A 26,298-nucleotide genomic window follows, 5' to 3' on the forward strand; every position below is an offset into this window, starting at 1 on the left:
GCGGGCATTTTCGCAAAGCCCAACGCAAAAGGCACGGCGGGGGCCGTGCCTTTTGTCTTTAGCGACAGAATGTCGCGGCCAGGAGCTACACGCCTCAAGTCACAAGCGGGCGTCACTTGTGGCATGTCGGGTGGACCACACTCCACCGGCCCACCGCAGCGGAGCCCCGATCAGCACCGCTGGTGGATGCAAAGAGCGGCATCCACCCTACGCACTTGTAGCTTGTAGCGTGCGGCTTGCCCCTCAGACCCCCAGATAATCGAGGATGCCTTCGGCAGCGTTGCGGCCTTCGAAGATCGCCGTCACCACCAGGTCGGACCCGCGGACCATGTCGCCACCGGCGAAGATCTTCGGGTTGCTGGTCTGGTGCTTGAACGCGTTCTGCTCGGGTGCGACGACGCGGCCCTGGCTGTCGATGCTGATGCCGAACTGCTCGAACCAGGGGGCCGGGCTCGGGCGGAAGCCGAAGGCGATCAGCACGGCTTCGGCCGGGATGATCTCCTCGGAGCCCGGGATCGGCTCGGGGCTGCGGCGGCCACGGGCGTCCGGCTCGCCGAGACGGGTCTCGACCACCTTGACGCCTTCCACCCTGTCTTCGCCGACGATGGCGATGGGCTGGCGGTTGAAGAGGAACTTCACGCCCTCTTCCTTGGCGTTCTTCACCTCTTTGCGCGAGCCGGGCATGTTCTCTTCGTCGCGGCGGTAGGCGCAGGTCACGGACTTGGCGCCCTGGCGGATGGAGGTGCGGTTGCAGTCCATCGCGGTGTCGCCGCCACCGAGGACGACGACGCGCTTGCCCTTCATGTCGATGAAGTCTTCCGGCGCCTTCTCGAAGCCGAGGTTGCGATTGACGTTGGCGATGAGGAAGTCGAGCGCGTCGTGCACGCCCGGCAGGTCTTCGCCCGGGAAGCCGCCCTTCATGTAGGTGTAGGTGCCCATGCCCATGAACACGGCGTCGTACTCATCCAGCAGTTGCTGCATGGTGACGTCCTTGCCGATCTCGGTGTTCAGGCGGAACTCGACGCCCATGCCGGTGAAGACCTCGCGGCGGCGGCTCATCACGGTCTTTTCCAGCTTGAACTCGGGGATGCCGAAGGTCAGCAGGCCACCGATCTCGGGGTTCTTGTCGAACACCACCGGGGTCACGCCGTTGCGCACCAGGATGTCGGCGCAGCCGAGGCCGGCCGGGCCGGCGCCGATGACGGCGACGCGCTTGCCGGTGGGCTTGACCTTGGACATGTCCGGACGCCAGCCCATGGCGAAGGCGGTGTCGGTGATGTACTTCTCCACCGAGCCGATGGTGACCGCGCCGAAGCCGTCGTTGAGGGTGCAGGCACCTTCGCAGAGGCGGTCCTGCGGGCACACGCGGCCGCAGACTTCCGGCAGGGTGTTGGTCTGGTGGGACAGTTCGGCGGCGGCCAGGATGTTGCCTTCCGAGACCAGCTTCAGCCAGTTCGGAATGAAGTTGTGCACCGGGCACTTCCACTCGCAATAGGGGTTGCCGCAACCGAGGCAGCGGTGCGCCTGGTCAGCCGCCTGCTGCGGCTTGAACAGGTCGTGGATCTCGACGAACTCGCGCTTGCGCTGGCGCAGCAGCTTCTTCTTCGGATCCTTGCGCCCGACCTCGATGAACTGGAAGTCGTTGTTCAGACGTTCAGTCATTTGAAAAACCTCTTAACAGCAGCGGCAAGCTACAAGCTGCAAGCTGCAAGACTCATCACGGTACCCGGCAGGCCGATGGGCCTGCCGGGCTGGGCGTTTGTTATTGCGGGTTGGCTCGGGTGCTGGAGAGCAGCGAGGCGAGGTTCGCGGCCTTCGGCTTGACCAGCCAGAACTTGCGCAGGTAGTCGTCCAGGTTCTCCAGCAGGTGGGCGCCCCACTCGCTTTCAGTTTCCTTGACGTACTCGGCCAGCACGCTGTGCAGATGGCTGCGGTAGGCCTCCATCGCCTCGTTGCTGATGCGCTGGATCTCCACCAGTTCGTGGTTCACCCGGTCGACGAAGCTGTTGTCCAGGTCGAGCACGTAGGCGAAGCCGCCGGTCATGCCCGAGCCGAAGTTGTAGCCGGTCTTGCCGAGGACGCAGACGAAGCCGCCGGTCATGTATTCGCAGCAGTGGTCGCCGGTGCCTTCCACGACCGTGTGGGCGCCGGAGTTGCGCACGGCGAAACGCTCGCCCGCGGTGCCTGCGGCGAACAGCTTGCCGCCGGTGGCGCCGTACAGGCAGGTGTTGCCGATGATGGCCGACTCCTGGGTCTTGAACGGGCTGCCCTTGGGCGGGGTGATGACCAGCTTGCCGCCGGTCATGCCCTTGCCGACGTAGTCGTTGGCGTCGCCTTCGAGGTACAGGTTCAGGCCGCCGGCGTTCCACACGCCGAAGCTCTGGCCCGCGGTGCCCTTGAAGCGGAAGGTGATCGGCGCCTTGGCCATGCCCTGGTTGCCGTGCACGCGGGCGATCTCGCCGGAGACACGGGCACCGATGGAGCGGTCGCAGTTGCAGATGTCGAGGGCGAACTCGGCGCCGCTCTTGGCGTCGATGGCGGCCTTGGCCAGTTCGACCATCTTCTCGGCCAGCAGGCCCTGGTCGAACGGCGGGTTCTTCTCGACTTCGCAGAACTGCGGCTTGTCGGCCGGGACCTTGTCGCTGCCCAGCAGCGGGGACAGGTCCAGGTGGCCCTGCTTCTCGGTCTCGCCGGGGAGCATTTCCAGCAGGTCGGTGCGGCCGATCAGCTCGCCCAGGCTCGGCACGCCGAGCTTGGCCAGCCACTCGCGGGTGTCTTCGGCGACGTAGGTGAAGTAGTTCATCACCATTTCGACGGTGCCGATGAAGTGGTCCTTGCGCAGCTTGTCGTTCTGGGTGGCCACGCCTGTGGCGCAGTTGTTCAGGTGGCAGATGCGCAGGTACTTGCAGCCCAGGGCGACCATCGGGCCGGTGCCGAAGCCGAAGCTCTCGGCGCCGAGGATGGCGGCCTTGATCACGTCGAGGCCGGTCTTCAGGCCGCCGTCGGTCTGCACCCGGACCTTGCCGCGCAGGTCGTTGCCGCGCAGGGTCTGGTGGGTCTCGGCGAGGCCGAGCTCCCAGGGGCTGCCGGCGTACTTGATGGAGGTCAGCGGCGAGGCGCCGGTGCCGCCGTCATAGCCGGAGATGGTGATCAGGTCGGCATAGGCCTTGGCCACGCCGGCGGCGATGGTGCCGACACCGGCTTCCGCCACCAGCTTCACCGAGACCAGCGCCTTGGGGTTGACCTGCTTGAGGTCGAAGATCAGCTGCGACAGGTCTTCAATGGAGTAGATGTCGTGGTGCGGCGGCGGCGAGATCAGGGTCACGCCGGGAACCGCATAGCGCAGCTTGGCGATCAGGCCATTGACCTTGCCGCCGGGCAGCTGGCCGCCTTCGCCGGGCTTGGCGCCCTGGGCGACCTTGATCTGCAGCACTTCGGCGTTGACCAGGTACTCGGGGGTGACGCCGAACCGGCCGGTGGCGACCTGCTTGATCTTGGAGCTGCGCACGGTGCCGTAGCGCGCCGGGTCTTCACCGCCCTCACCGGAGTTGGAGCGGCCGCCGAGGCGGTTCATGGCTTCGGCGAGGGCCTCGTGGGCCTCCGGAGACAGGGCACCGAGGGAGATGCCGGCCGCGTCGAAGCGCTTGAAGATGGCGTCCAGCGGCTCGACCTGGTCGAGCGACAGCGGCTGGTCGGCGAGCTTGACCTTGAGCAGGTCGCGCAGCATCGATACCGGGCGGTTGTCCACCAGCGCTGCGTATTCCTTGTACTTGGCGTAGTCGCTCTGCTGCACGGCGGCCTGCAGGGTGTTGACCACATCGGGGTTGTAGGCGTGGTACTCGCCGCCGTAGACGAACTTGAGCAGGCCGCCCTGCTGGATCGGCTTGCGGTTGTTCCAGGCTTCGAAGGCGAGCAGCTTCTGCTCGGCCTCGATGTCGACGAAACGCGCCCCCTTGATGCGGCTGGCGACACCCTTGAAGCTGAGCTCGACCACTTCCTCGGAGAGACCCACGGCTTCGAACAGCTGCGCGCCGCGGTAGGAGGCGATGGTGGAGATGCCCATCTTCGAGAGGATCTTCAGCAGGCCCTTGGAGATGCCCTTGCGGTAGTGCTTGAAGACTTCGTAGAGATCGCCCAGCACTTCGCCGGTACGGATCAGGTCGGCCAGCACTTCGTAGGCCAGGTACGGGTACACGGCGGAGGCGCCGAAGCCGACCAGGACGGCGAAGTGGTGCGGGTCACGCGCGGTGGCGGTCTCGACCAGGATGTTGCAGTCGCAACGCAGGCCCTGCTCGGTCAGGCGGTGGTGCACGGCGCCGACGGCCAGGGACGCGTGGGCCGGCAGCTTGCCGGGGCCGATGTGGCGGTCGCTGAGGACCAGCAGCACCTTGCCCGAGCGCACGGCTTCCTCGGCCTGGTCGGCGATGTTGCGTACGGCGGCCTCGAGGCCGATGGACTCGTCGTAGTTGAGGTCGATCACCTGGCGCTCGAAGCCTTCGCGGTCGAGGCTCATCAGCGCACGCCACTTGGCCGGGGAGATCACCGGGCTGCTGAGGATCACGCGGGTGGCGTGCTCGCGGGACTCGGAGAAGATGTTGCGCTCGGCGCCCAGGCAGATTTCCAGGGACATGACGATGGCTTCGCGCAGCGGGTCGATCGGCGGGTTGGTGACCTGCGCGAATTGCTGGCGGAAGTAGTCGTAGGTGGAACGCACGCGACGCGAGAGCACGGCCATGGGGGTGTCGTCGCCCATGGAGCCGACGGCTTCCTGGCCCTGTTCGCCCAGCGGGCGCAGCACCTGGTCACGCTCCTCGAAGGTGACCTGGAACATCTTCATGTACTGCTTGAGCTGGTCGCTGTCGTAGCTGGCCACGCCGTGGTCGTCGTCGAGCTTGGCCTGGATGCGCACGGCGCTCTGGCGCAGCCACTGCTTGTAGGGGTGGCGCGACTTGAGGCGGTTGTCGATGTCGTCGGTGGTCAGGACCTGGCCGGTCTCGGTGTCCACGGCGAGGATCTGGCCGGGGCCGACGCGGCCCTTGGCGATGACGTCCTCGGGCTTGTAGTCCCAGACGCCGATCTCGGAGGCCAGGGTGATGTAGCCGTTCTTGGTGGTGACCCAGCGGGCCGGACGCAGGCCGTTGCGGTCGAGCAGGCAGACGGCGTGGCGGCCGTCGGTCAGCACGACGCCGGCGGGGCCGTCCCAGGGCTCCATGTGCATGGAGTTGTATTCGTAGAAGGCGCGCAGGTCGGCGTCCATGGTCTCGACGTTCTGCCAGGCCGGCGGAATGATCATGCGCAGGCCGCGGAACAGGTCGATGCCGCCGGTGACCATCAGCTCGAGCATGTTGTCCATGCTGGAGGAGTCGGAACCGACGCGGTTGACCAGCGGGCCGAGCTCGTCGATGTCGGGCAGCTGGTCGTTGGCGAACTTGGTGCGACGGGCCAGGGCCCAGTTGCGGTTGCCGGTGATGGTGTTGATCTCGCCGTTGTGGGCGAGGAAGCGGAAGGGCTGCGCCAGCGGCCACTTCGGCAGGGTGTTGGTGGAGAAGCGCTGGTGGAAGACGCAGATGGCGGTCTGCAGGCGCTCGTCACCCAGGTCCGGGTAGAACTGCTGCAGGTCGGCCGGCATCATCAGGCCTTTGTAGATGATGGTCTTGTTGGAGAAGCTGCAGACGTAGTGGTCGGCGTCGGCGGCGTTGGCCACGGACGAACGACGACGGGCGCTGAACAGCTTGATGGCCATCTCCTGGTCGGAGAGGCCTTCGCCACCGATGAACACCTGCTCTATCTGCGGCAGGCGCTCGAGGGCCAGGCGGCCGAGGACGCTGGTATCGATCGGCACCTTGCGCCAGCCGATCAGCTGCAGGCCGGCGGCTTCGATCTCGCGGTTCATGTTGGCGCGGGCGGCGTCGGCGCGAGCCTGGTCCTGGTTCAGGAAGACCATGCCCACGGCGTACTGGGCAGGCAGGTCGACCGCGAACTCGGCCTTGGCCGTGGCGCGCAGGAACAGGTCGGGTTTCTGGATCAGCAGGCCACAACCGTCACCGGTCTTGCCGTCGGCGTTGATGCCGCCGCGGTGGGTCATGCAGGTCAGTGCTTCGATAGCGGTTTGCAGAAGATGGTGGCTTGCCTCGCCTTGCATGTGGGCGATCAAGCCGAAACCGCAGTTATCCTTGAACTCATCAGGATGGTACAGACCTGCTTTCATAGGGAACTCTCACCAGGAACTGCCTTGGTAAAAAGGCAAAATTGCTTTGTAGTTCAACCACTTACCACACGCGCAGGACTAGGCGCCAGCTTTGCGCAGGCAAAAGGGAGGTCATTGTACATATCCACTTGGTCCGTCACAAATCTTCGCGACGATTAAGTGAAAGTTTATGTCGCCAAACCGAAGGATTAGACCGGAAGGTCGTGCTAACGACCCTCCGGTCACGGAGGCGGGAGGGAGATGGCGCCCGCTGTCAGCGGGCGATTTCCTGCTGGATGCTGGCGAAGCTCTTGGGCCAGGGCTTGCCGGCCTGGACCTTGGCGGGGAGCCCCTTGATCGCGGCCTGGGCGGCATTGCGGCTGGGGAAATTGCCATAGGTGACGACGTACAGCGGCTTGCCCTGGTGGACTTTCTTGAAGTAGCGGTACTCGCCGCCGTTCTGCTGGACGAATGCCTTGGCACTGCCTTCGGAGCTGGTCCCGAGGATCTGCACGGCGTAATGACCGCCGGCCTGGGAGCGATACCAGCCATCACCGGCACCGGCGGACGCAGTGCCGGCAGCGGCCACGGCCGGTGCGGCAGCGGGCTTGGCAGCAGGCTTCTCGGCCGGCTTGGCCGGAGTCGTGGCCGCAACGGCGGGCTTGGCGGGCGCCGTGGGCACGGCAGCCGGGGCGGACGCGGCGGAAGTCGGTGCAGTGGCGATCGGCTGGATCGGCTTGACCGCCGGCTGCTGGGTGATCACCGGAGCAGGCGGCACGGCCGGAGCGGTGCCGGCGACAGCGCCCACAGGCGGTGCGACGGTGGTGACGGTCGGCGGAATGGCCGCCTGGGAGCCAGGCTGGGCACCACCATCATCGAGATCGTCCTGGCCTGCCGCCTGCGCCAGCGGCTCGCGGATCACCGGCTGGGCTTCGCCCACCAGGGGCAGCGGCAGGGGCTGCGAGGAGCCGGCGAACTCTACGGCGGGCGCTTCCGCCGGTGCCTGGGGCTGGCCAGCGGGCACTTCACCGGCAGGCGTCGGCTGCTGGCCCATGGGCAGCTGTGCGGTCGTGGGCTGCGTGGAAGCCGGGCTGTCCGAACGGTTCTGCATCAACAGGGCCGCGACGACGCCAATGGCGACGACCCCCAGTGCCAGCAGGTGCTTCTTCGGTAGATTCAAGCTGAACCCTCCTTTGCGCGAGGCCCCCCGCTCGGCGAGCATGGCCTCGACCAACAGTTCACGAGCGGACTGATTGATGCCGCCGGGCCAACCACCGGATTGCAGATGGATGTCCTCGATCTGCTCCTCGGTCAGCAGCTCAATCCCCTGTCCGGCGCCTTCGAGCCGCTGCGCCAGATATTCGCGGGTTTCGTCCTCGCTGTAGGGCAGAAGTTCAATGGCGTGGAAACGTTCTTCGCCATCGGCGAGCAGTTCCAGGCGCGGCAGCAGGTTGGAGTCGGCGAAGAGGAAGACATGCGGGCGAGCCTCGCTGTTGCCAGCGGCCAGGGTCAGCAGGTTGTCGAGGCCGGCGTCGTCGAGGTCTTCGGCATCGTCCACCAGCAGGTAGACCTCCTGGCCGGTCAGCGCGAGCTGGCCGACCTGGGCGAGGACCGAGCGCGCGTCACTCTGGGCAACGCCCAGCGCCTGGGCGACCAGGCGCATCAGACCACCCGCCTCGGCCGCGCCGCGCGCGGAAACCACCACGCTTTGCACCGCCTGCTTGTTGGTGCTGGCGACCAGCGCCTGGCGCAGCAGCGTCTTGCCGCTGCCCTGGGGACCGGTCACCACCAGCAGCAGCTGGCTGTAGCGGGCCAGGTGGTGCAACTGCCCAAGCACCGGCTTGCGCTGGGCGGGATAGAACTTGAAGCCGGGTACCCGCGCGGCGAAGGGGTCGTGGGTGAACTGGTAGTGGGCCAGGAAGGCCTCGTCGGCGTGCAGGCTGGTCATGGGACTCTTTTTACTCTCCAAGCTGGTCAGCCAGGGCGCGATAGTCCGCGCTCAGGGTGTCGTCCAGAATATTTCGCGGGTAATCCGCAGTGACAACGGCCTCGCCGATCGCGCGCAACAGCACCAGGCGCAGCTGTCCGTCGAGGACCTTCTTGTCCACTGCCATGTGTTCGAGGAACTGCTCGGGCGTCATCTCCTCCGGCGGCACGATGGGCAAGCCGGCATCGCGCAGCAGGCGGATCGAACGATCACGCTCCTCTTCGTTGATCCAGCCCAGGCGCCTGGACATCTCCAGTGCCATGACGGTGCCGGCGGAAACCGCCTCGCCATGCAACCAGACGCCATAGCCCATGTGGGTCTCGATGGCATGGCCGAAGGTGTGGCCGAGGTTGAGGGTGGCGCGTACGCCGGACTCGCGCTCGTCGGCCCCGACGACCCGGGCTTTCGCCGCACAGGAGCGCTCGATGGCTTCGGTCAGGGGCTCCTGTTCGAGGCCGCGCAGGGCGGCCATATGCTCTTCCAGCCAGGGCAGGAAGGGCTCGTCGCAGATCAGGCCGTATTTGATCACTTCGGCGAGGCCGGCGGAGAGCTCGCGCGGCGCAAGCGTGCGCAGCGTCGCAGTATCGATGATCACGGCCCGGGGCTGGTAGAAGGCGCCGACCATGTTCTTGCCCAGCGGGTGGTTGATGCCGGTCTTGCCACCCACGGAGGAGTCCACCTGGGACAGCAGGGTGGTGGGCACCTGGATGAAATCGACACCACGCTGGTAGCAGGCCGCCGCGAAGCCGACCATGTCACCGATCACGCCGCCGCCCAGGGCGATGACGGTGGTACGGCGATCGTGACGGGCGGTGAGCAGGCCGTCGAAGATCAGTTGCAGGGTTTCCCAATTCTTGAAGGCTTCGCCGTCGGGCAGGACGATCGGCTGCACCTTGTAGGCGGAAAGCGTGCGGGTCAGCTGTTCAAGATAGAGAGGGGCGACGGTCTCGTTGGTGACGATGGCCACCTGCTTGCCGGCGATATGGGGCGCGAAAAGCTCGACCTGCGTCAGCAGGCCAGCGCCGATATGGATGGGATAACTACGCTCGCCAAGATCGACCTGAAGTGTCCGCATGGGGCCCCCACTATGAAAAGGGCACTAGGATAGCGCAGTTCAGTCCCTGCTTTAACGGGGTGGCAGCGCCTGCAATCGTTCGAGGATTTCCTGGACCACCAGACGCGGAGGCCGCTCATCGGTCTCGATGATGATGTCGGCGATCTCACGGTAAAGGGGGTCGCGGATGGCCATGAGGTCACGCAGCACACGCCCCGGATCAGCGGTGCGCAGCAACGGCCGGTTACGGTCGCGGGAGGTGCGGTCGATCTGCTGCTCAACCGAGGTGTGCAGATAGACGACCCGGCCTCCCCCCCTGAGCGCTTCGCGGTTGGCAGGCCGCAAGACAGCTCCGCCACCCGTCGCAACCACGACGCCATCGGCGAGGCAGAGCTCCTGAAGCATCGACTGCTCGCGATCACGAAAACCCTGCTCGCCTTCGACATCGAATATCCAGGGGATGTCCGCACCCGTCCGCTGCTCGATTTCCTTGTCGGAATCCTTGAAGGGCAGGCGCAGTTCTTTGGCAAGCAAACGCCCGATGGTGCTCTTTCCAGCTCCCATCGGGCCAACGAGGATCAAATTACGCACTGATGTCAGCGACTCACCGCAATAGCCTGGTTGTTCATGATACGCGGGGTGAGGAAGACCAGCAGCTCGGATTTCTTGTCCTGGACCACATCACGCTTGAACATGCGGCCGAGGAACGGCAGGTCGCCAAGGAAGGGAACCTTGTCAGTCGCCTTGGTCTGGGTGTTGGAGAACACACCACCGATCACGATGGTCTCGCCATCGCTGACCAGAACCTTGGCATTGACCTCGTTCTTGTTGATCGGCGGCACGCCGTTCAGCGCGTTGGAGAAGTCCGGGGCATCCTTGGTAACCTTGACTTCCATGATGATGCGGTTGTCAGGCGTGATCTGCGGAGTCACTTCCAGGGACAGGGCCGCTTCTTTGAAGGACGTGCTGGTAGCGCCGCTGGAGCTGGACTCTTGGTAAGGAATCTCTGCGCCTTTGAGAATCTTCGCGGTTTCCTTGTCCGAGGTAACAACCTTCGGCTGCGACACGATCTCCCCGTTGCCGGTCTTCTCCATGGCGGAAAGTTCGAGGTCGAGGATCGTGTTGTCGGTTACGAAGCCGATACCGATGGAGGAAGTAGCGTTAGTCGCCCCCATGTCCACGAAGGTTCCGAGAGCAGTATTGGGAGTGGTGCTACCGCCACCGGTCCGGGTGCCACCTTCCCCGCCGATGACGAAGTTGTTGTCACCCACGCGCGCACCGCGCCAGTTCACACCCAGCGATTTGTCGTAGTCGACGTTCGCCTCGACGATACGAGCCTCGATCATCACCTGGCGGACCGGGATATCGAGCTGGGCCACGATGCGGCGCAGTTCGTCCAGCTTGTCCTGGGTCTGGTAGGCGATGATGCTGTTGGTGCGGTCATCCACGGTAATCGAACCACGCTCATCCGACGACTCGTTGCCACTGGTCACGGACTGGAACAGCTTGGCGATATCGGCAGCCTTGGCGTAGTTCACCTGGATCAGCTCACGACGCAGCGGAGCCAACTCGGCGATCTGCTTCTGGGACTCCAGCTCTTGACGCTCACGAGCAGCAATTTCGTCAGCCGGTGCAACCAGCAGCACGTTGCCAACCTTGCGCTTGTCGAGCCCCTTGGTTTTCAGCACCAGGTCCAACGCCTGGTCCCAGGGCACGTTCTGCAGGCGCAGCGTGATATTGCCCTGAACGGTATCCGAGGCCACCAGGTTGAGGTCGGTGAAGTCAGCAATCAGCTGGAGCACCGAACGCACATCGATGTCCTGGAAGTTCAAAGAGAGCTTTTCACCCGAGTAGGCAAAACGCTCGGACTTGCGCTTCTCGACATCTTCTTGCGTCAGCGGCTTGATGCTGACAGTCAACTTGTTATCAGTTTGATAGGCCAGGTAATCGTAGAAGCCGGTCGGCTCGATGGTGATGCTGGCGTTACCTGAAGAGCCCGCTGCGCTGACGAACTGAACCGGCGTAGCGAAATCCTTCACATCCAGGCGCACGCGCAACGACTCGGGCAGTTGGGTCTTGGCGAAATCAAGGCGAATCTTGCCACCCTGTTCCTGAATATCCGGGCTTACGGTGGGATCGGAAAGCGTGATTACAACATTGCCTTCACCCTGGTCACCGCGCTGAAAATCAATATTGCTGATGGCCTTGCCTGCCGCAGCAAAAGTCTTGACGGGTGCTGCAGGAGCTACCGGAGCGGCAACAGGAGCAGTACGGGTCGCTTGCTGGGTGGCACCGCCCGCCTCACCGACGATGACGTAGAGATTGTTACCCTCGACACGCGTGCTGTAGGGCACGAGCGTCGCCAGGTTGATAATCATCCGTGTGCGATCCTTGGCCTCGACTATGGTGACGCTCCGCGCGTTGCCCACGCCCAGTTCGCGATTCTTGCTGCCCAGTTTGTTGGTTACCCCGGGCAGGTCCAGAGCAATGCGTGCAGGCTGCTCGATGGTATAGCCCCGAGGCGCAACAACCGGCTCGTCGAAGGCAAGTTTCAGTTCAACCTTACCGCCAGGCAAGGCTGCCACATCGAGACCCTGCAGGTCGGCAGCCAGCAATACTGGCGACAACATGGCGGCCAATAGGGTAAGGCCGAAGCGCGAAAGCGAGCTGTTCATCATCTGGTTCCGTTGTGCAGACCGGTGTTTGTTTTTCATAAGTCACCCCGCCCTTAAGAGCGCTCCTTGAGCGTGAGACTGCGCGGGCGCTCGAGCCAGCCACCCTCACCATCCGGGACTATCTCTACGACGTCGATCTTGGATTCGCTTATCGCGACGACCTTGCCGTCATTGCGTCCGAGGAAATCACCTACCCTGATTCGATGCACCCCTCCAGCGCCTCGAACCAGAGCGAACATGCCTCCCTCATTGGAAAGCGTGCCTACCATTTCGAAGGACTCGATGTTGAACCCTTCTAGGAACTGCTTCACCCGGGTCTCATCCGGGTGCACGTCCTTGCTGCCCTTTATCTTGTTCGCCAGGTCGATCTTCACCGGCGGCTGGAAAGGGCTGCGCAAAGCCGCGGCGCTATATGTAAAGGCCTCATAGGGCTGGAACTTCGGAAGCGGTTCGATCGTGCCTTTCGGGCGGGCACGAACTTCATCCATGTAGGCCTGGAGATCCGCGAAATCACCGCCACCTCCGCATCCGGACAGGCTAGCCAGCAGAAGACCACTGAGAATCAGACGGGAGCTGGTACGGATCATTTCTGCAGCCCCTTGTCGTTGTAGCGATAGGTCTTCGCCAGGATACTCATGCGCAACTGCGTAGTACTTTCAGCACTGACAGGAGTAATGCTGAAGTCATGCAGCGTGACGATGCGGGGAAGGCTGGCAACTCCGCTCACAAAGGTCGCCAGGTCGTGGTACGTCCCCACCACCGATATCTGGATCGGCAGCTCGATATAGAACTGCTGTGCAGCTTCCGGCAGGAGCTTGATCTCCTCGAACTCCAACCCACTTCCAAGACCAGTGCGGGTGATGTCCTCCAGCAATCCGGGAACTTCGGTATCGCTGGGCAGCTGCCGAAGGAGGGCGCCAAAGGACGTTTCCATTTCCTTCATTTGATCTTTATAGGCTTCGAGGTTGGCCGCCTGAAAAGCCTTGGTCGTGAATTGCTGCTTGAGCGTTTCTTCTTCGGCGCGCTGCTGATCGAGCTGAAGTTCCAGATCCTTGAGATGGAAGTTGTAACCCAACGCAAGGACAGCAGCGACCAGCAAGACGCAGGCAATTACTTTTACCGCTGCTGGCCATGAGCCCATGTTGTTGAGGTCGAGGTCATTCAGATCGACCTTGCGTAGACTTTCGAGCGAATCAGCCAAGCTCATTTCTTGGCTCCTTCTACGTCGGCAGCAGGCTGGGTCTGCTGTACGGTCAACTGGAAGACATTTGCCTGGTCGACCGCGCCGGCAGTAATCGCCCGGACCTCGGTAAGGTTCGGAGCGGTCAACCATTCGGAGGCATCGAGATTACGCATCAGGTTGGAAACCCTGTTATTGGACTCGGCAGCGCCAACGATGGCGATGCTTTGCCCTTTCATCGCTACGTTCGTGAAGAAGACCCCATCCGGCAACGTGCGCACCAACTGGTCGAAAACGCGACCAATGATGGGGCGGTTGCCCTGCAGGTCCTGAATGATCTTCATCCGCTCGAGCAGTTGCTGGCGGCGCGTCTTGAGCTCGCTGATCTCTTTGATCCGAGTGTCCAGCACCGCAATTTCCTTGCGCACGAACTCGTTACGCGCCTGCTGGTTCTCGATCTCGCCGTTCAGGTACTGATCGCCGAGGAAAACCAGGCCGGCCGAAATCACCAGCACACCCGCAAGGGCCACGAGAAATCGCTGCTTGCGTTCCTCGCGCAGCTGCTCCCGCCAGGGGAGTAGGTTGATGCGTGCCATCAGTCGAAACTCCTCATCGCCAGTCCGCAGGCAATCATCAGCGCCGGGGCATCACTGGCCAATGCGCCCGCATTGACCTTGCCACTCAGCGCCATCTCCGCGAAGGGGTTGGCAACCTGGGTAGGAGTGCCGATCTTCTGCTGGATCAAACGATCCAGATCAGGAATGGACGCCGTGCCACCCGCCAGGAGGATGTAGTCGACATCGTTGAACTGGCCCGCAGCGAAGAAGAACTGCAGCGAACGAGACACTTGCTGGACCACTGCGTCCTTGAACGGTTGCAACACTTCGCTGTCGTAGTCATCCGGAAGACCACCCTGCTTCTTGGCAAGACCCGCTTCTTCCACGGACAGGCCATAGCGGCGCTGGATCTCCTCGGTGAGCTGGCGTCCGCCGAAAAGCTGCTCGCGGCTGTAGATGGTCCGGCCGTTGTGCAGGACGCTCAGGGTCGTCATGGTCGCCCCGATATCCACGACGGCGACCGTCAGTTCGTCGCTCCCGTTGCCCAGTTGCGCAGCGAGAAGTCCGTAGGCACGTTCCAGCGCATAGGCTTCGACGTCGACGACCTTGGCGGTCAGGCCCGCCAGGGCCAGAGCGGCTTCACGGACCTCGACGTTCTCCTTGCGGCACGCGGCGAGGAGCACATCGACCCGCTCAGGGTTGCGCGCGGAAGCGCCCTGGACCTCGAAGTCGATCGCGACTTCTTCGAGCGGATAAGGGATGTACTGGTCCGCCTCGATCTTCAGCTGGTTCTCCAACTCATCGTCGGAAAGACCGGCATCCATCTCGATCGTCTTGGTGATTACAGCGGAGCCCGCGACCGCTACGGCGACGGACTTCGAACTGGCCTTGGCCTTGCCAAGAACACGAGACAACGCCTGGCCGACCCCCTCCAGTTCGGCGATGTTCTTTTCGACCACAGCATTCGGTGGGAGCGGCTCGACGGCGTAGGCCTCTACCTTGTAGCGGCTTCCCGAGCGACTCAATTCAAGGAGCTTGACTGAAGTCGAGCTTATGTCGATCCCCAGCAGCGTATTCGCTTTCTTGTTGAAGAGCCCTAGCACGACCGATTTCCTATCAGCATCCGAGACTTACGGACGATTTATGTTTTTCCACATTAAATAACAGTCTTGACAGAAGCGCAAATGGCTACCCGGGAAAAAAAACGCATATAATGTGAACAGTTTTTCCCTTTTAAGATCTGCTTCCGCTTAACTCATTCTTTTATCTGGAAATCCAAGAGCCTTGATACGCCTGCTGAAGTTTTTCTGGTGGTCCTGCGTCGCCGTTTTTTGTGGGCTGTTGCTCAGTTTCAGCGGCGCTTACCTCTACCTTAGCCCGACTCTTCCTTCTGTCGATTCCCTGCGCAGCATCCAGCTGCAGATCCCGCTGCGCGTGTACAGCAGCGACGGCAAGCTCATCGCCGAGTTCGGCGAAATGCGCCGTGCGCCCATTCGTTTCGCGGACATACCACCGGAATTCATCCAGGCATTATTGGCTGCGGAGGATGACAACTTCGCCAACCATTATGGCGTCGACCTCACCAGCCTGGTGCGCGCTGCCACGCAATTATTGAAGAGCGGTCATATTCAGAGCGGCGGCAGCACCATCACCATGCAGGTGGCGAAGAACTACTTCCTCACCAGCGAGAGAAGTTTCTCCAGAAAGATCAATGAAATACTTCTCGCCCTGCAGATCGAGCGGGAGCTCAGCAAGGATGAAATCCTCGAGCTCTACGTGAACAAGATCTACCTGGGCAACCGCGCCTACGGCATCGAAGCCGCCGCCCAGGTCTACTACGGAAAGTCCATCCGCGACGTCAGCCTGGCGCAGATGGCGATGATCGCCGGCCTGCCCAAGGCACCTTCGCGCTTCAACCCCCTGGTCAACCCGACCCGCAGCAAGGAGCGTCGCGACTGGATCCTCGGCCGCATGTACAAGCTCGGCCGCATCGACCAGGCCCGCTACGACCAGGCGATAGCCGAGCCGATCGACGCCAGCTACCACGTGCCGACGCCGGAAGTGAACGCCCCCTACGTCGCCGAGATGGCCCGCGCCGAAATGGTCGGCCGCTATGGCAGCGATGCCTACACCGAAGGCTTCCGCGTCACCACCACGGTACCGAGCGACCTGCAGGAAGCAGCCAACAATGCACTGCGCAGCGGCCTGATCGAATACGACCAGCGCCACGGCTACCGAGGCCCGGAATCGCGCTTCCCCGGCATGACCCGCGAGAGCTGGGCCCAGGAGCTGGCCAAGCAGAAGTTCATCGGCGGCCTGGAGCCTGCGATCGTCACCCAGGTGGAAAAGAGCGGCATCCTCGTGCTCACCCGTAGCGGCAAGGAGGAAGCCGTGGGCTGGGACAGCATGAAATGGGCCCGCCCCTTCCTCAACACCAACAGCCTCGGTCCGCGCCCCCAGCAGCCCGCCGATGTCGCACAGGTCGGCGACCTGATCCGCGTCCAGCGCCAGGCGGACGGCACGCTGCTGTTCGTCCAGCAACCGGCGGCGCAAAGCGCCCTGGTATCACTGGACCCGCAGAACGGCGCAATCCGCTCCCTGGTCGGCGGCTTCTCGTTCGAGCAGAGCAACTACAACCGCGCCGTCCAGGCCAAGCGCCAGCCGGGCTCCAGCTTCAAGCCGTTCCTCTACAGCGCAGCACTGGATAACGGCTTCACCGCCGCCAGCCTGGTGAACGACGCCCCGATCGTCTTCGTCGACGAATACCTGGACAAGGTCTGGCGCCCGAAGAACGACAACAACACCTTCCTTGGCCCGATCCGCCTGCGCGAAGCGCTGTACAAGTCGCGCAACCTGGTGTCGATCCGTCTGCTCCAGGCGGTGGGCATCGAGTACGCGCTGAACTACATGAGCCGCTTCGGCTTCAACAAGCAGGAGTTGCCGCGCAACCTGTCCCTGGCCCTTGGCACCGCGACCCTGACGCCGATGGAGATCGCCAGCGGCTGGAGCACCTTCGCCAACGGTGGCTACAAGATCCAGCCCTACCTGATCGAACGCATCGAGAGCCGCGACGGCAAGGTCATCTTCACCGCCAACCCGCCGACCGTGCCGAAGAACGACGCCCCTGACACGCAGGTCGCCCAGACCGTAGCCGCGCCGGATACCCGCCTTCCCGGTGCCGAGCAGCAGGAGCCCGCAGTCGCCGAGCGCATCGTCGATGCACGCACCACCTACATCCTCACCAGCATGCTGCAGGATGTGATCAAGCGCGGAACCGGCCGGCGCGCCCTGGCCATGGGGCGCGGCGACATAGCCGGCAAGACCGGCACCACCAACGAATCCAAGGACAGCTGGTTCTCCGGTTACAACGCGGACTACGTGACCACCGTCTGGGTCGGCTTCGACCAGCCGGAAAGCCTGGGCCGCCACGAATACGGCGGCACCGTGGCGCTGCCCATCTGGATGACCTACATGAGCGCAGCCCTGAAGGACAAGCCGGAGCACGTGCTGCCCGAGCCCGAAGGCCTGCTCACCCTGCGCATCGACCCGCTCAGCGGTCGCGCTGCGGCCCCGGGGACGCCCAACGCCTTCTTCGAACTGTTCAAGAGCGAAGATTCGCCGCCGCCCATGAGCGAATTCGATCCGGGCATGAGCGCGCCGGGCAGCCCACTGCCCGCCGATGAGGCAGCCCCCATCGATCTGTTCTGATCGCCGCGAAGACAACAAGAAGCCCGCCTCGACAGCGGGCTTTTTGTTGCCCGAAGGAAATCGCGCCCAATAAAAAACCCGCCGTGAGGCGGGTTCTTCATCGACCAGGCCGATCAGCCGTTGAACACGTCTTCCACCGACTTCAGCGGATAGTGTTTCGGGTAGGGCAGCGTCGCGACACCGGACTCGATGGCGGCCTTGGCCACGGCATCGGAAACCACGGTGATCAGGCGCTTGTCCATGGGCTTCGGAATGATGTACTCACGGCCGAACTCGAGGGACGCGACGCCATATGCATCGCATACATCCTTGGGCACCGGCTCCTTGGCCAGGTCGCGAAGGGCCAGGGCGGCGGCGATCTTCATCTCTTCGTTGATGCGGGTCGCGCGAACGTCCAGGGCACCACGGAAGATGAAGGGGAAGCCCAGCACGTTGTTGACCTGGTTCGGATAGTCCGAGCGGCCGGTGGCCATGATCACGTCATTGCGGGTCGCGTGTGCCAGTTCCGGCTGGATTTCCGGGTCCGGGTTGGAGCAGGCGAAGACGATCGGGTTCGGCGCCATGCGCTTCAGGTCTTCGGCGCTCAGCAGGTTGGCGCCCGACAGGCCGACGAACACGTCCGCGCCATCCAGTGCATCCGACAGGGTGCGCTTGGAGGTTTCGTGGGCGAAGACCGCCTTGTACTGGTTCAGATCATCGCGACCAGCATGGATGACGCCCTTGCGGTCGATCATGAAGATGTTCTCGACCTTCGCACCCATGCTCACCAGCAGCTTCATGCAGGAGATGGCCGCAGCGCCGGCGCCCAGGCAGACGATCTTGGCTTCCGGCAGGCTCTTGCCGGCGATTTCCAGGGCGTTGAGCATGCCGGCAGCGGTCACGATGGCGGTGCCGTGCTGGTCATCGTGGAAAACCGGGATGTCGCACTGTTCGATCAGGGTGCGCTCGATCTCGAAGCACTCGGGCGCCTTGATGTCTTCAAGGTTGATGCCACCGAAGGTGATGGAGATGCGCTTGACGGTATCGATGAAGGCCTGGGGGCTCTCGGCGTCGACCTCGATGTCGAACACGTCGACACCAGCGAAGCGCTTGAACAGCACGCCCTTGCCCTCCATGACCGGCTTGGAGGCCAGCGGGCCGAGGTTGCCGAGGCCGAGAATCGCGGTGCCATCGGAGATCACTGCCACCAGGTTGCCCTTGCCGGTGTACTTGAAGGCCAGCTCCGGATCGCGGGCGATCTCGCGGACGGGCTCGGCCACACCCGGGCTGTAGGCCAGCGACAGGTCGCGGGCGGTGGCGGTCGGCTTGGTCAGCTCGACGCTGAGTTTCCCGGGACGGGGCTGGGCGTGGTACTCGAGAGCGGCAGTTTTCAGATCAGACATTTTGGCATTCCGCTTTTACTGTTGTGACAGACGGACGGGCGAGGATACGCAAGATACCGGGGGCCTACAAGACTGTTCAGTCACGCCACGTCAAGCCCTCTAACGTACGACTTTAAGCCAATCCCCGGCCTTGGGCTCGCCGATTGGATACAAATTATTGATCAATCGGATACGATTTTCCAGCTCCGCCTGATCCCCCGCCGCCCCACTGGCGCGAACGATGCCGGCTACGGTTTCCGCAGCCTTCACCTGGACCAGATGCAACCTCGGCGGCTGCGCCAGGGCCCTCTCCTCGGGCTTGAGGGCACGGAAGCTGTGAATGACGGAAAGGAACCGGGCATCTTCGGTTTCCAGGGATGCCCTGCCCTTCATGCCGGCGATAAACAGATACGCCTGATCCCCTTTGAAGACGACAGCCACACGTCGGGCGGAATCGCCGGGGACCACCGCCGTCACACCGATGATGCCGTCCTGGCTGAAGGTCTCCTCCATAACCAGGCGCTGGCGTCCGGCGCGCTGATGCAGCAACTCGGAGGGCGTCAGCCCCGGTGTGCGCTCCGCCAGCTGCATGGCGATGAAGGCCTGCTCATCACGAGGATGGCCGATCAGCACTTCGGGGCGGTTCACCAGCTCCCAGCCGTCGGGGTAACGCAGGGTGAAGTCCAGCCCGACGTGGAAGAACTGCTGCCCGCGGCGGATACCCGTATCGGCCGAATCACCGAAGGGCATGCCGTCGATGGCCTTCAGGTAAGCCTCGCGATTGACCTCCTGCTGCCCGCTGGCCAGGGCGCGTGCCGGCCCGACCACCTGCTGCAGGCGCGTGTCGTTGTCCGGGTGGGTATCGAAGACGCCGTGATAGCTGCCCGCCTCGGGCACCTCCTGCCCCTTGCGCTTCGCTTCGTCGCGCGCGAATGCCTCCTGGTTCTTCAGCACCTTGACCACCTCGATCATCGCCTGGGGGTCATAGCCACTGCGGGCTAGGTACTGTGCGCCGAGTCCGTCGGCCTGCAGCTCCATGTCGCGGCCATAGCCCCGAACCATCGCGCCACCCAGCACATTGGTCAGGTCGCCCGCCGCACTGACGCCGGTACCGATGGCGACCGCCTGCCCGAGTATGTTCCAGGCCTGCGACTGGCTCTGCTGCTGCACGCTGTGCCGAGCCGTGACGTGCCCCACCTCGTGTGCCAGCACGGCTGCCAGCTCCGCTTCTGAGTTCAGGTAGGCCATCAGGCCGCGATGTATATAGATGTAGCCACCCGGCAGGGCGAAGGCGTTGATGTCCGGCGAATCGACCACCGTGAAGATGTAATTGAGTTTGGCACGATGGCTGTGCCGCGCCACGCGCTCGCCCACCCGTTGCACATAGGCTTGCAGCCGATCATCGGCGTAGCGGGGGAATTCCTTCTGGATCTGCTGGTTGTAGCGGCTGCCGAGGTCGAGCTCCTGGCGTTCGCTCATCATCACGAAATTGCGCTCCCCGGTAGCCGGGTTGACGGCACAGCCGGTGAGCAGGGACAGCAGCAGGCATGACAGCAGAATCGGCAAAGCGGGCATGGATCACCTCGGCGACCGCTCGCGCAACCACTGCGTCCTGCGGGGCTATGCGGCTTTTTACGCCGCCCCGGCTAGCCGGTCAATCGCCATCCCGGACGCGCCAGGACTGAACGCCAGAAACGAAAAAGGCGCCCATTGGGCGCCTTTCTCTGTACAGCTGGAAGGGCTTCGTCGAAGCCTCCCCGGTCACTCGGTCGCTTACTTGGCGCCGAATACACCGAAACGCTGCTTGAAGCGATCGATACGGCCGCCGGTGTCCAGGACCTTCTGCTTGCCGGTGTAGAACGGGTGGCACTCGGAGCAAACGTCGAGGCTGATGTTCTTGGCCAGGGTGGAGCGGGTCTTGATGACGTTACCGCAGCTGCAGGTAGCTTCGATCGCTACGTATTCGGGATGGATTTCCGGTTTCATGGCTTGATCCTCAGGTCTGGCGTGCCGCCACCCGACCCTATGTCGAGCACCGCACGGAAACAGGCGCAGGATCATACCAGAGCCGCGCCATCACGCAAGCCGGCCGCCGAGCCCGGCGACGTGTGGCCGTGCTAGGATCGCCCCGCCCGATCGGAGACCCCCGTGCCCAACGCCATCCTGCGCCTTGCCCTGCCCTCGCCCCTGCGCCGCCTGTTCGACTACCGCGCGCCCGCCGGCGTCCCGGCCAGGCAACTGCAGCCCGGCGTGCGCCTGCGCGTGCCCTTCGGCCGCCGCGAGGTGATCGGCGTACTGGTGGAAGTGGCCGAGCACAGCGAGGTGCCGGACGACAAGCTGCGCCCCGCCCTGGAGCTGCTCGACCAGAAGCCCCCCCTGCCCGCCGAGCTGTTCAAGCTCTGCCTGTGGACCGCCCAGTACTACCAGCACAGCCTCGGCGACACTCTCAGCTGGGCGCTGCCCGTGCTGCTGCGCCAGGGCGAGCCCGCCGAAGCCCGCCAGGAGCGTTTCTGGCACGCAAGCGAAGGGGCTCGCGCCGACGATCCGCGCCTGGCCCGCGCGCCGCGCCAGCGCCAGGCGCTGACCACCCTCGCCCAGCACCCCCATGGCGTCGCCCACCAGTTGCTCAGCCAGTTGCAGCTGAACAAGGACAGTCTCGACCTGCTGCTGGAAAAGGGCCTGGTCTACATCGAGACCCGCCGTGGAACGGCCGCGCCGCGCCACGAGCACTGGCTGGCGCAGGCCGAGCTGCCGCTCAACGCCGAGCAGCGCGCCGCCTACGACGCCGTGTTCTCGACCTTCGGCCAGTTCAATGCCTTCCTCCTGGCCGGCGTCACCGGCAGCGGCAAGACCGAGGTCTACCTGCAGCTGATCCGCGAAACCCTCGCCGCCGGCAAGCAGGCCCTGGTTCTGATCCCGGAGATCAACCTCGGCCCGCAGACGCTCGAACGCTTCTCCCGGCGCTTCAACGCCCGCATCGCCCTGCTGCACTCCGCCGTCAACGACCGCGAGCGCCTGGACGCCTGGCTCGCCGCCCGCGACGGCGAGGCCGACATCATCATCGGCACGCGTTCCGCGCTGTTCACGCCGATGAAGAACCCCGGCCTGATCATCATCGACGAGGAACACGACGCCTCCTACAAGCAGCAGGAGGGCCTGCGCTACCACGCCCGCGACCTGGCCCTGGTGCGGGCGCGGCAGGAGAACATCCCCATCCTCCTCGGCTCCGCCACGCCGTCGCTGGAAAGCCTGCAGAACGCCCACGCCGGCCGCTATGGCCTGCTGCGCCTGACCCAGCGCGCCGGCGGTGCCCGCCAGCCGCGCTTCCTGCGCCTGGACATCAAGAGCCGCCCGCTCGACTCCGGCATTTCCGGGCCGCTGCAACAGGCCATCGAGCAGACCCTCAAGGCCGGCCAGCAGGTGCTGGTGTTCCTCAATCGCCGCGGCTTCGCCCCGACCCTGCTGTGCCACGACTGCGGCTGGATCAGCCAGTGCCCGCGCTGCGACGCGCGCATGACCCTGCACCAGCGCTCCGGCGAACTGCGCTGCCACCATTGCGGCCACGCCCAGCGCCAGCCCCGCGCCTGCCCGGACTGCGCCAAGGTCGACCTGCGCCCCGTCGGCGCCGGCACCGAGCGCGCGGAAGAGCGCCTGAACATTCTCTTCCCGGACGTCCCCGTGCTGCGCATCGATCGCGACAGCACCGCGCGCAAGGACGCCATGAACAAGCTCTTCGCCACCATCAACAAGGGTGAACCCTGCATCCTCGTGGGCACCCAGATGCTCGCCAAGGGGCACCACTTCCCCCGCGTCACCCTGGTCGCGATCCTCGATGCGGACGGAGGCTTGTTCTCCGCCGACTTCCGGGCCAGCGAGCGCATGGCCCAGCTCATCGTGCAGGTGGCGGGCCGCGCCGGCCGGGCGGAAGAGCCGGGCCGGGTGATCATCCAGACCCACCTCGCCGACCACCCGCTGCTGGTGCAGCTCACCGAAGAGGGCTACTTCGCCTTCGCCGAGCAGGCCCTCTCCGAGCGCCGCGCGGCCGGCCTGCCGCCCTTCGCCCACCTGGCGCTGCTGCGTGCCGAGGCGCACAAGCCCGGGCAGGCCGAGGAATTTCTCGATGCCGCCTGCGCCGAAGCGGAACATTTGCTCGCAGAACAGGGTCTGTCCGGCATCGAGTTGCTCGGCCCGGTGCCTGCCCCCATGGAGCGCCGCGCCGGCAAGCACCGCGCGCAATTGCTGATCCAGGCCAACGCCCGCGCGAGCCTGCACCGCCTGCTGACGCCCTGGAGCCTGGCCCTGGAGCAGTTGCCCGGCGGGCGCACCGTGCGCTGGTCGCTGGATATCGACCCGATCGACCTTTTCTAGCGGCGGGTCGCGCGCCAGGGCCTCCACCAGGGGGTTCCGGCACGCGGCCTGGCGCTTGGCGCTTGAAGCTGCGGGCTCAGCCCGCCGATAATGCCCAGTTTTCAACCAGCGCCCAGGCGCCGCCGCACACCGGCCGAGAGCAGAACATGAAAGACACCATTCGCCAGCTGATCCAGCAAGCCCTGACCCGTCTCGCCAGCGAAGGCGTGCTGCCCGAAGGCCTGGCTCCCACCATCCAGGTGGAGAACACCAAGGACAAGACCCACGGCGACTTCGCCAGCAACATCGCCATGATGCTGGCCAAGCCGGCCGGCCTGAAGCCGCGCGACCTGGCCGAGAAGCTGATCGCCGCCCTGCCCCAGGACAACCAGGTGAGCAAGGTGGAGATCGCCGGCCCCGGCTTCCTCAACTTCTTCCAGAACACCCAGGCCCTGGCCCAGCGCCTCGACGCCGCCCTGGCCGACGCCCGGCTGAACGTGCGCAAGGCCGGCCCGGCCCAGCGCGTGGTGGTCGACCTCTCCGCCCCCAACCTGGCCAAGGAGATGCACGTCGGCCACCTGCGCTCCACCATCATCGGCGACGGCGTGGCCCGCGTGCTGGAGTTCCTCGGCGACGAGGTGATCCGCCAGAACCACGTGGGCGACTGGGGCACCCAGTTCGGCATGCTGCTGGCCTACATGCAGGAGCAGCCGGTGGGCAGCGACGCCGAGCTGGCCGACCTGGAAGGCTTCTACCGTGCCGCCAAGAAGCGCTTCGACGAATCCAGCGAGTTCGCCGACCGCGCCCGAGAACTGGTGGTCAAGCTGCAGGCCGGCGATGCCGAATGCCTGCGCCTGTGGAACCGCTTCAACGACATCTCCCTCAGCCACTGCCAGGCCGTCTACGACCGCCTGGGCGTGAAACTGACCATGGCCGACGTCAAGGGCGAGAGCGCCTACAACGACGACCTGCCCAACGTGGTCGCCGACCTGCGCGCCAAGGGCCTGCTCACCGAAAGCGACGGCGCGCTGTGCGTGTTCATGGACGAGTTCAAGAACGCCGAGGGCGACCCGCTGCCGCTGATCGTGCAGAAGGCCGGCGGTGGCTACCTCTACGCCACCACCGACCTCGCCGCCACCCGCTACCGCAGCGGCGTGCTCAAGGCCGACCGCGCCCTCTACTTCGTCGACCAGCGCCAGGCCCTGCACTTCCAGATGGTCTTCGCCGCCGCGCGCCTCGCCGGCTTCGTGCGCCCCGAGTTCGAGATGGAGCACATGGGCTTCGGCACCATGAACGGCGCCGACGGCAAGCCCTTCAAGACCCGCGACGGCGGCACCATCAAGCTGATCGACCTGCTCAACGAGGCCGAAGAGCGCGCCTACGCCCTGGTCAAGGAGAAGAATCCAGAGCTGGACGAGGCCGAACTGCGTCAGATCGCCCGCGCCGTCGGCATCGGCGCCGTCAAGTACGCCGACCTCTCCAAGCACCGCACCAGCGACTACAGCTTCAACTTCGAGCAGATGCTGAGCTTCGAAGGCAACACCGCGCCCTACCTGCTCTACGCCTACACCCGCACCGCCAGCGTGTTCCGCAAGCTGGGCAAGGGCGTCGACGAGATCGGCGGGCAGATCGTCCTCGCCGCCGAGCAGGAGCAGGCCCTGGCCGCCAAGCTGGCGCAGTTCGCCGACATCCTCAACAACGTCGCCGCCAAGGGCGTGCCGCACATCCTCTGCACCTACCTCTACGACCTGGCCGGCCTGTTCTCCAGCTTCTACGAGAACTGCCCGATCCTCGCCGCCGAGGACGAAGCCACCCAGCAGAGCCGCCTGCGCCTCGCCGCCCTCACCGGTCGCACCCTCAAGCAAGGCCTGGAACTCCTCGGCCTGAACACCCTGGAACGCATGTAACGGACCCATGGCGAAGAAGAAAGCAGCCCCCAAACGCGGAGCCAGCCGCTACCAGGCACCGGCGAAGAAGCCGGTGCCCGGCTGGGTCTGGCTGGCCATCGGCCTGGTCATCGGCGGCTTCGTGGTCATGCTGATGAAGCTCGAGCCCGGCCGCGACGATATCCGCCGCACCAAGCCCGAGCAGCAGGCGGCGAACGGCAAGCCGACGCCGCGCCCGCAAACGGGTGGCCAGCCGCAAACCCAGGCGACACCGGAACCGGCCAAGCCCAAGTACGACTTCTACACGCTACTGCCGGAGTCCGAGGTCATCGTGCCGCCGGACGCCCTGCCCAAGGACACGCCGCCGACGCCGCCCACCCAGCCGGTGACGCCCGAGGAAGCGGCGAAGATCGACGCCGCCCGCGCCGAGGCCGCCCTCGCTGGCCAGACGCCGCCTCCCCCGCCCACCGTGGCCAAGGCGCCGGTGACCCAGTTCTTCCTGCAGGCCGGCTCCTTCCGCAAGAAGGACGACGCCGACCGCGTGCGCGCGCAGATCATCCTGCTGGGCCAGAATGTCCAGGTGGAATCCGGCACCGTGCGCGAGGAAACCTGGTACCGCGTGCTTGTCGGCCCCTTCGCCACCCGCGAGCAACTGGCCGGGGCACAGAAACAGTTGGCCGGCAGCGGCTTCGGTAATCTCCTGTTGCAACAGCGGCAGGTACGCTGATCGGCTATTCGCAGGCGCGCGGTTGAAAAGCCGCGTCGCCTCCCCCATCTGGGTTTCCATTCGGGCAATTCGCCCCGCTGCGTGGAGACTTCCCCCTTGACCACCATCGTTTCAGTCCGCCGCAACGGCAAAGTCGTCATGGGCGGCGACGGCCAGGTTTCCCTCGGCAACACCGTGATGAAAGGCAATGCCAAGAAGGTGCGTCGCCTCTACCACGGCCAGGTCCTTGCCGGCTTCGCCGGTGCCACCGCAGATGCCTTCACCCTGTTCGAACGTTTCGAAGGCCAGTTGGAGAAACACCAGGGCCACCTCGTCCGCGCCGCCGTCGAGCTGGCCAAGGACTGGCGCACAGACCGCTCCCTCAGCCGCCTGGAGGCCATGCTCGCCGTGGCCAACAAGGACGCCTCGCTGATCATCACCGGCAACGGCGACGTGGTCGAACCCGAGCACGGCCTGATCGCCATGGGCTCCGGCGGCGGCTTCGCCCAGGCCGCGGCCACCGCGCTGCTGCAGCGCACCGACCTGTCCGCTCGCGAGATCACCGAGACCGCCCTGAACATCGCCGGCTCGATCTGCGTGTTCACCAACCAGAACCTCACCGTCGAGGAGCTGGACGCCGCCGAGTGAGG

General features: G+C 64.7%; 18 protein-coding genes. 5 read left to right on the forward strand and 13 right to left on the reverse strand.

Annotated elements, in window-relative coordinates:
- Window positions 1–243: 243 nt before the first annotated feature.
- The 10 genes from PHLH3_RS27760 to PHLH3_RS27805 all read right to left on the reverse strand — a co-directional run bounded on the left by PHLH3_RS27760 (window position 244) and on the right by PHLH3_RS27805 (window position 14,743).
- Entirely contained in the window at window positions 244–1,662 is a 1,419-nt protein-coding gene (locus PHLH3_RS27760) for an FAD-dependent oxidoreductase (protein WP_213626728.1), read from the reverse strand.
- A 100-nt stretch (window positions 1,663–1,762) separates the two neighbouring features.
- Window positions 1,763–6,208, reverse strand: a complete 4,446-nt coding sequence (gene gltB / locus PHLH3_RS27765; protein ID WP_213626730.1) for a glutamate synthase large subunit — start codon at window positions 6,206–6,208, stop codon at window positions 1,763–1,765.
- Window positions 6,209–6,461: 253 nt separating this feature from the next.
- Window positions 6,462–8,135, reverse strand: coding sequence for an AAA family ATPase (locus PHLH3_RS27770; RefSeq protein ID WP_213626732.1), 1,674 nt, complete (start codon window positions 8,133–8,135; stop codon window positions 6,462–6,464).
- Between the two features lie 10 nt (window positions 8,136–8,145).
- Complete coding sequence (gene aroB, locus PHLH3_RS27775; RefSeq protein WP_213626734.1) at window positions 8,146–9,249, reverse strand: 3-dehydroquinate synthase; 1,104 nt, start codon at window positions 9,247–9,249, stop codon at window positions 8,146–8,148.
- 51 nt (window positions 9,250–9,300) lie between these two features.
- Window positions 9,301–9,819, reverse strand: coding sequence for a shikimate kinase AroK (aroK, locus tag PHLH3_RS27780; protein ID WP_173171174.1), 519 nt, complete (start codon window positions 9,817–9,819; stop codon window positions 9,301–9,303).
- A 5-nt stretch (window positions 9,820–9,824) separates the two neighbouring features.
- Complete coding sequence (gene pilQ / locus PHLH3_RS27785) at window positions 9,825–11,903, reverse strand: type IV pilus secretin PilQ (protein WP_213626735.1); 2,079 nt, start codon at window positions 11,901–11,903, stop codon at window positions 9,825–9,827.
- A 53-nt stretch (window positions 11,904–11,956) separates the two neighbouring features.
- Window positions 11,957–12,490 (reverse strand): type 4a pilus biogenesis lipoprotein PilP, encoded by a 534-nt coding sequence (gene pilP / locus PHLH3_RS27790; protein ID WP_213626737.1) that lies wholly within the window; start codon window positions 12,488–12,490, stop codon window positions 11,957–11,959.
- Window positions 12,487–13,110, reverse strand: coding sequence for a type 4a pilus biogenesis protein PilO (gene pilO / locus PHLH3_RS27795; RefSeq protein ID WP_213626739.1), 624 nt, complete (start codon window positions 13,108–13,110; stop codon window positions 12,487–12,489). Before pilO ends, pilP begins: the two co-directional genes overlap by 4 nt.
- Window positions 13,107–13,679, reverse strand: coding sequence for a type 4a pilus biogenesis protein PilN (pilN, locus tag PHLH3_RS27800; protein WP_213626741.1), 573 nt, complete (start codon window positions 13,677–13,679; stop codon window positions 13,107–13,109). Before pilN ends, pilO begins: the two co-directional genes overlap by 4 nt.
- On the reverse strand, window positions 13,679–14,743 hold the full coding sequence (locus PHLH3_RS27805; protein ID WP_173171164.1) for a pilus assembly protein PilM: 1,065 nt from the start codon (window positions 14,741–14,743) through the stop codon (window positions 13,679–13,681). The genes pilN and PHLH3_RS27805 overlap by 1 nt, the downstream gene beginning before the upstream one ends.
- Before the next feature lie 184 nt (window positions 14,744–14,927).
- Between PHLH3_RS27805 and PHLH3_RS27810 the strand changes: the two genes are divergently transcribed.
- Window positions 14,928–17,348, forward strand: coding sequence for a penicillin-binding protein 1A (locus tag PHLH3_RS27810; RefSeq protein WP_213630707.1), 2,421 nt, complete (start codon window positions 14,928–14,930; stop codon window positions 17,346–17,348).
- A gap of 113 nt (window positions 17,349–17,461) precedes the next feature.
- Here the strand turns inward: PHLH3_RS27810 and PHLH3_RS27815 are convergent, their stop codons facing one another.
- The 3 genes from PHLH3_RS27815 to rpmE all read right to left on the reverse strand — a co-directional run bounded on the left by PHLH3_RS27815 (window position 17,462) and on the right by rpmE (window position 20,695).
- Window positions 17,462–18,730, reverse strand: a complete 1,269-nt coding sequence (locus PHLH3_RS27815; RefSeq protein ID WP_173171162.1) for a malic enzyme-like NAD(P)-binding protein — start codon at window positions 18,728–18,730, stop codon at window positions 17,462–17,464.
- A 99-nt stretch (window positions 18,731–18,829) separates the two neighbouring features.
- Window positions 18,830–20,284 (reverse strand): M48 family metalloprotease, encoded by a 1,455-nt coding sequence (locus PHLH3_RS27820; RefSeq protein ID WP_213626744.1) that lies wholly within the window; start codon window positions 20,282–20,284, stop codon window positions 18,830–18,832.
- A gap of 198 nt (window positions 20,285–20,482) precedes the next feature.
- The gene (gene rpmE / locus PHLH3_RS27825) at window positions 20,483–20,695 is read right to left on the reverse strand and encodes a 50S ribosomal protein L31 (protein ID WP_111262825.1); all 213 of its coding nucleotides are present in this window, start codon (window positions 20,693–20,695) and stop codon (window positions 20,483–20,485) included.
- Window positions 20,696–20,857: 162 nt separating this feature from the next.
- On the opposite strand from rpmE, the gene PHLH3_RS27830 reads away from it, so the two are divergent.
- From PHLH3_RS27830 to hslV, 4 genes are all read left to right on the forward strand, one after another.
- Window positions 20,858–23,077, forward strand: a complete 2,220-nt coding sequence (locus tag PHLH3_RS27830) for a primosomal protein N' (RefSeq protein WP_213626746.1) — start codon at window positions 20,858–20,860, stop codon at window positions 23,075–23,077.
- Window positions 23,078–23,223: 146 nt separating this feature from the next.
- Window positions 23,224–24,963 (forward strand): arginine--tRNA ligase, encoded by a 1,740-nt coding sequence (gene argS / locus PHLH3_RS27835; RefSeq protein ID WP_213626748.1) that lies wholly within the window; start codon window positions 23,224–23,226, stop codon window positions 24,961–24,963.
- A gap of 7 nt (window positions 24,964–24,970) precedes the next feature.
- Complete coding sequence (locus PHLH3_RS27840) at window positions 24,971–25,669, forward strand: SPOR domain-containing protein (protein WP_213626750.1); 699 nt, start codon at window positions 24,971–24,973, stop codon at window positions 25,667–25,669.
- Between the two features lie 96 nt (window positions 25,670–25,765).
- A complete protein-coding gene (gene hslV, locus PHLH3_RS27845) occupies window positions 25,766–26,296 on the forward strand; it encodes an ATP-dependent protease subunit HslV (protein ID WP_213626752.1) in 531 nt (176 codons plus the stop codon).
- The last annotated feature ends 2 nt before the right edge of the window (window positions 26,297–26,298 follow it).

Source organism: Pseudomonas sp. Pc102, assembly GCF_018408275.1.
In the GTDB taxonomy this organism is placed as follows: domain Bacteria; phylum Pseudomonadota; class Gammaproteobacteria; order Pseudomonadales; family Pseudomonadaceae; genus Metapseudomonas; species Metapseudomonas tohonis.

Excerpts from the sequence above, each read along its gene's own strand:
- aroB (WP_213626734.1), bottom strand. The coding sequence starts at position 9,249 with ATGCGGACACTTCAGGTCGATCTTGGCGAGCGTAGTTATCCCATCCAT.
- rpmE (WP_111262825.1), bottom strand. The coding sequence starts at position 20,695 with ATGAAACCGGAAATCCATCCCGAATACGTAGCGATCGAAGCTACCTGC.
- pilO (WP_213626739.1), bottom strand. The coding sequence starts at position 13,110 with ATGAGCTTGGCTGATTCGCTCGAAAGTCTACGCAAGGTCGATCTGAAT.
- PHLH3_RS27760 (WP_213626728.1), bottom strand. The coding sequence starts at position 1,662 with ATGACTGAACGTCTGAACAACGACTTCCAGTTCATCGAGGTCGGGCGC.
- PHLH3_RS27840 (WP_213626750.1), top strand. The coding sequence starts at position 24,971 with ATGGCGAAGAAGAAAGCAGCCCCCAAACGCGGAGCCAGCCGCTACCAG.
- pilN (WP_213626741.1), bottom strand. The coding sequence starts at position 13,679 with ATGGCACGCATCAACCTACTCCCCTGGCGGGAGCAGCTGCGCGAGGAA.
- PHLH3_RS27770 (WP_213626732.1), bottom strand. The coding sequence starts at position 8,135 with ATGACCAGCCTGCACGCCGACGAGGCCTTCCTGGCCCACTACCAGTTC.
- PHLH3_RS27820 (WP_213626744.1), bottom strand. The coding sequence starts at position 20,284 with ATGCCCGCTTTGCCGATTCTGCTGTCATGCCTGCTGCTGTCCCTGCTC.
- gltB (WP_213626730.1), bottom strand. The coding sequence starts at position 6,208 with ATGAAAGCAGGTCTGTACCATCCTGATGAGTTCAAGGATAACTGCGGT.
- pilP (WP_213626737.1), bottom strand. The coding sequence starts at position 12,490 with ATGATCCGTACCAGCTCCCGTCTGATTCTCAGTGGTCTTCTGCTGGCT.
- argS (WP_213626748.1), top strand. The coding sequence starts at position 23,224 with ATGAAAGACACCATTCGCCAGCTGATCCAGCAAGCCCTGACCCGTCTC.
- pilQ (WP_213626735.1), bottom strand. The coding sequence starts at position 11,903 with ATGAACAGCTCGCTTTCGCGCTTCGGCCTTACCCTATTGGCCGCCATG.
- PHLH3_RS27815 (WP_173171162.1), bottom strand. The coding sequence starts at position 18,730 with ATGTCTGATCTGAAAACTGCCGCTCTCGAGTACCACGCCCAGCCCCGT.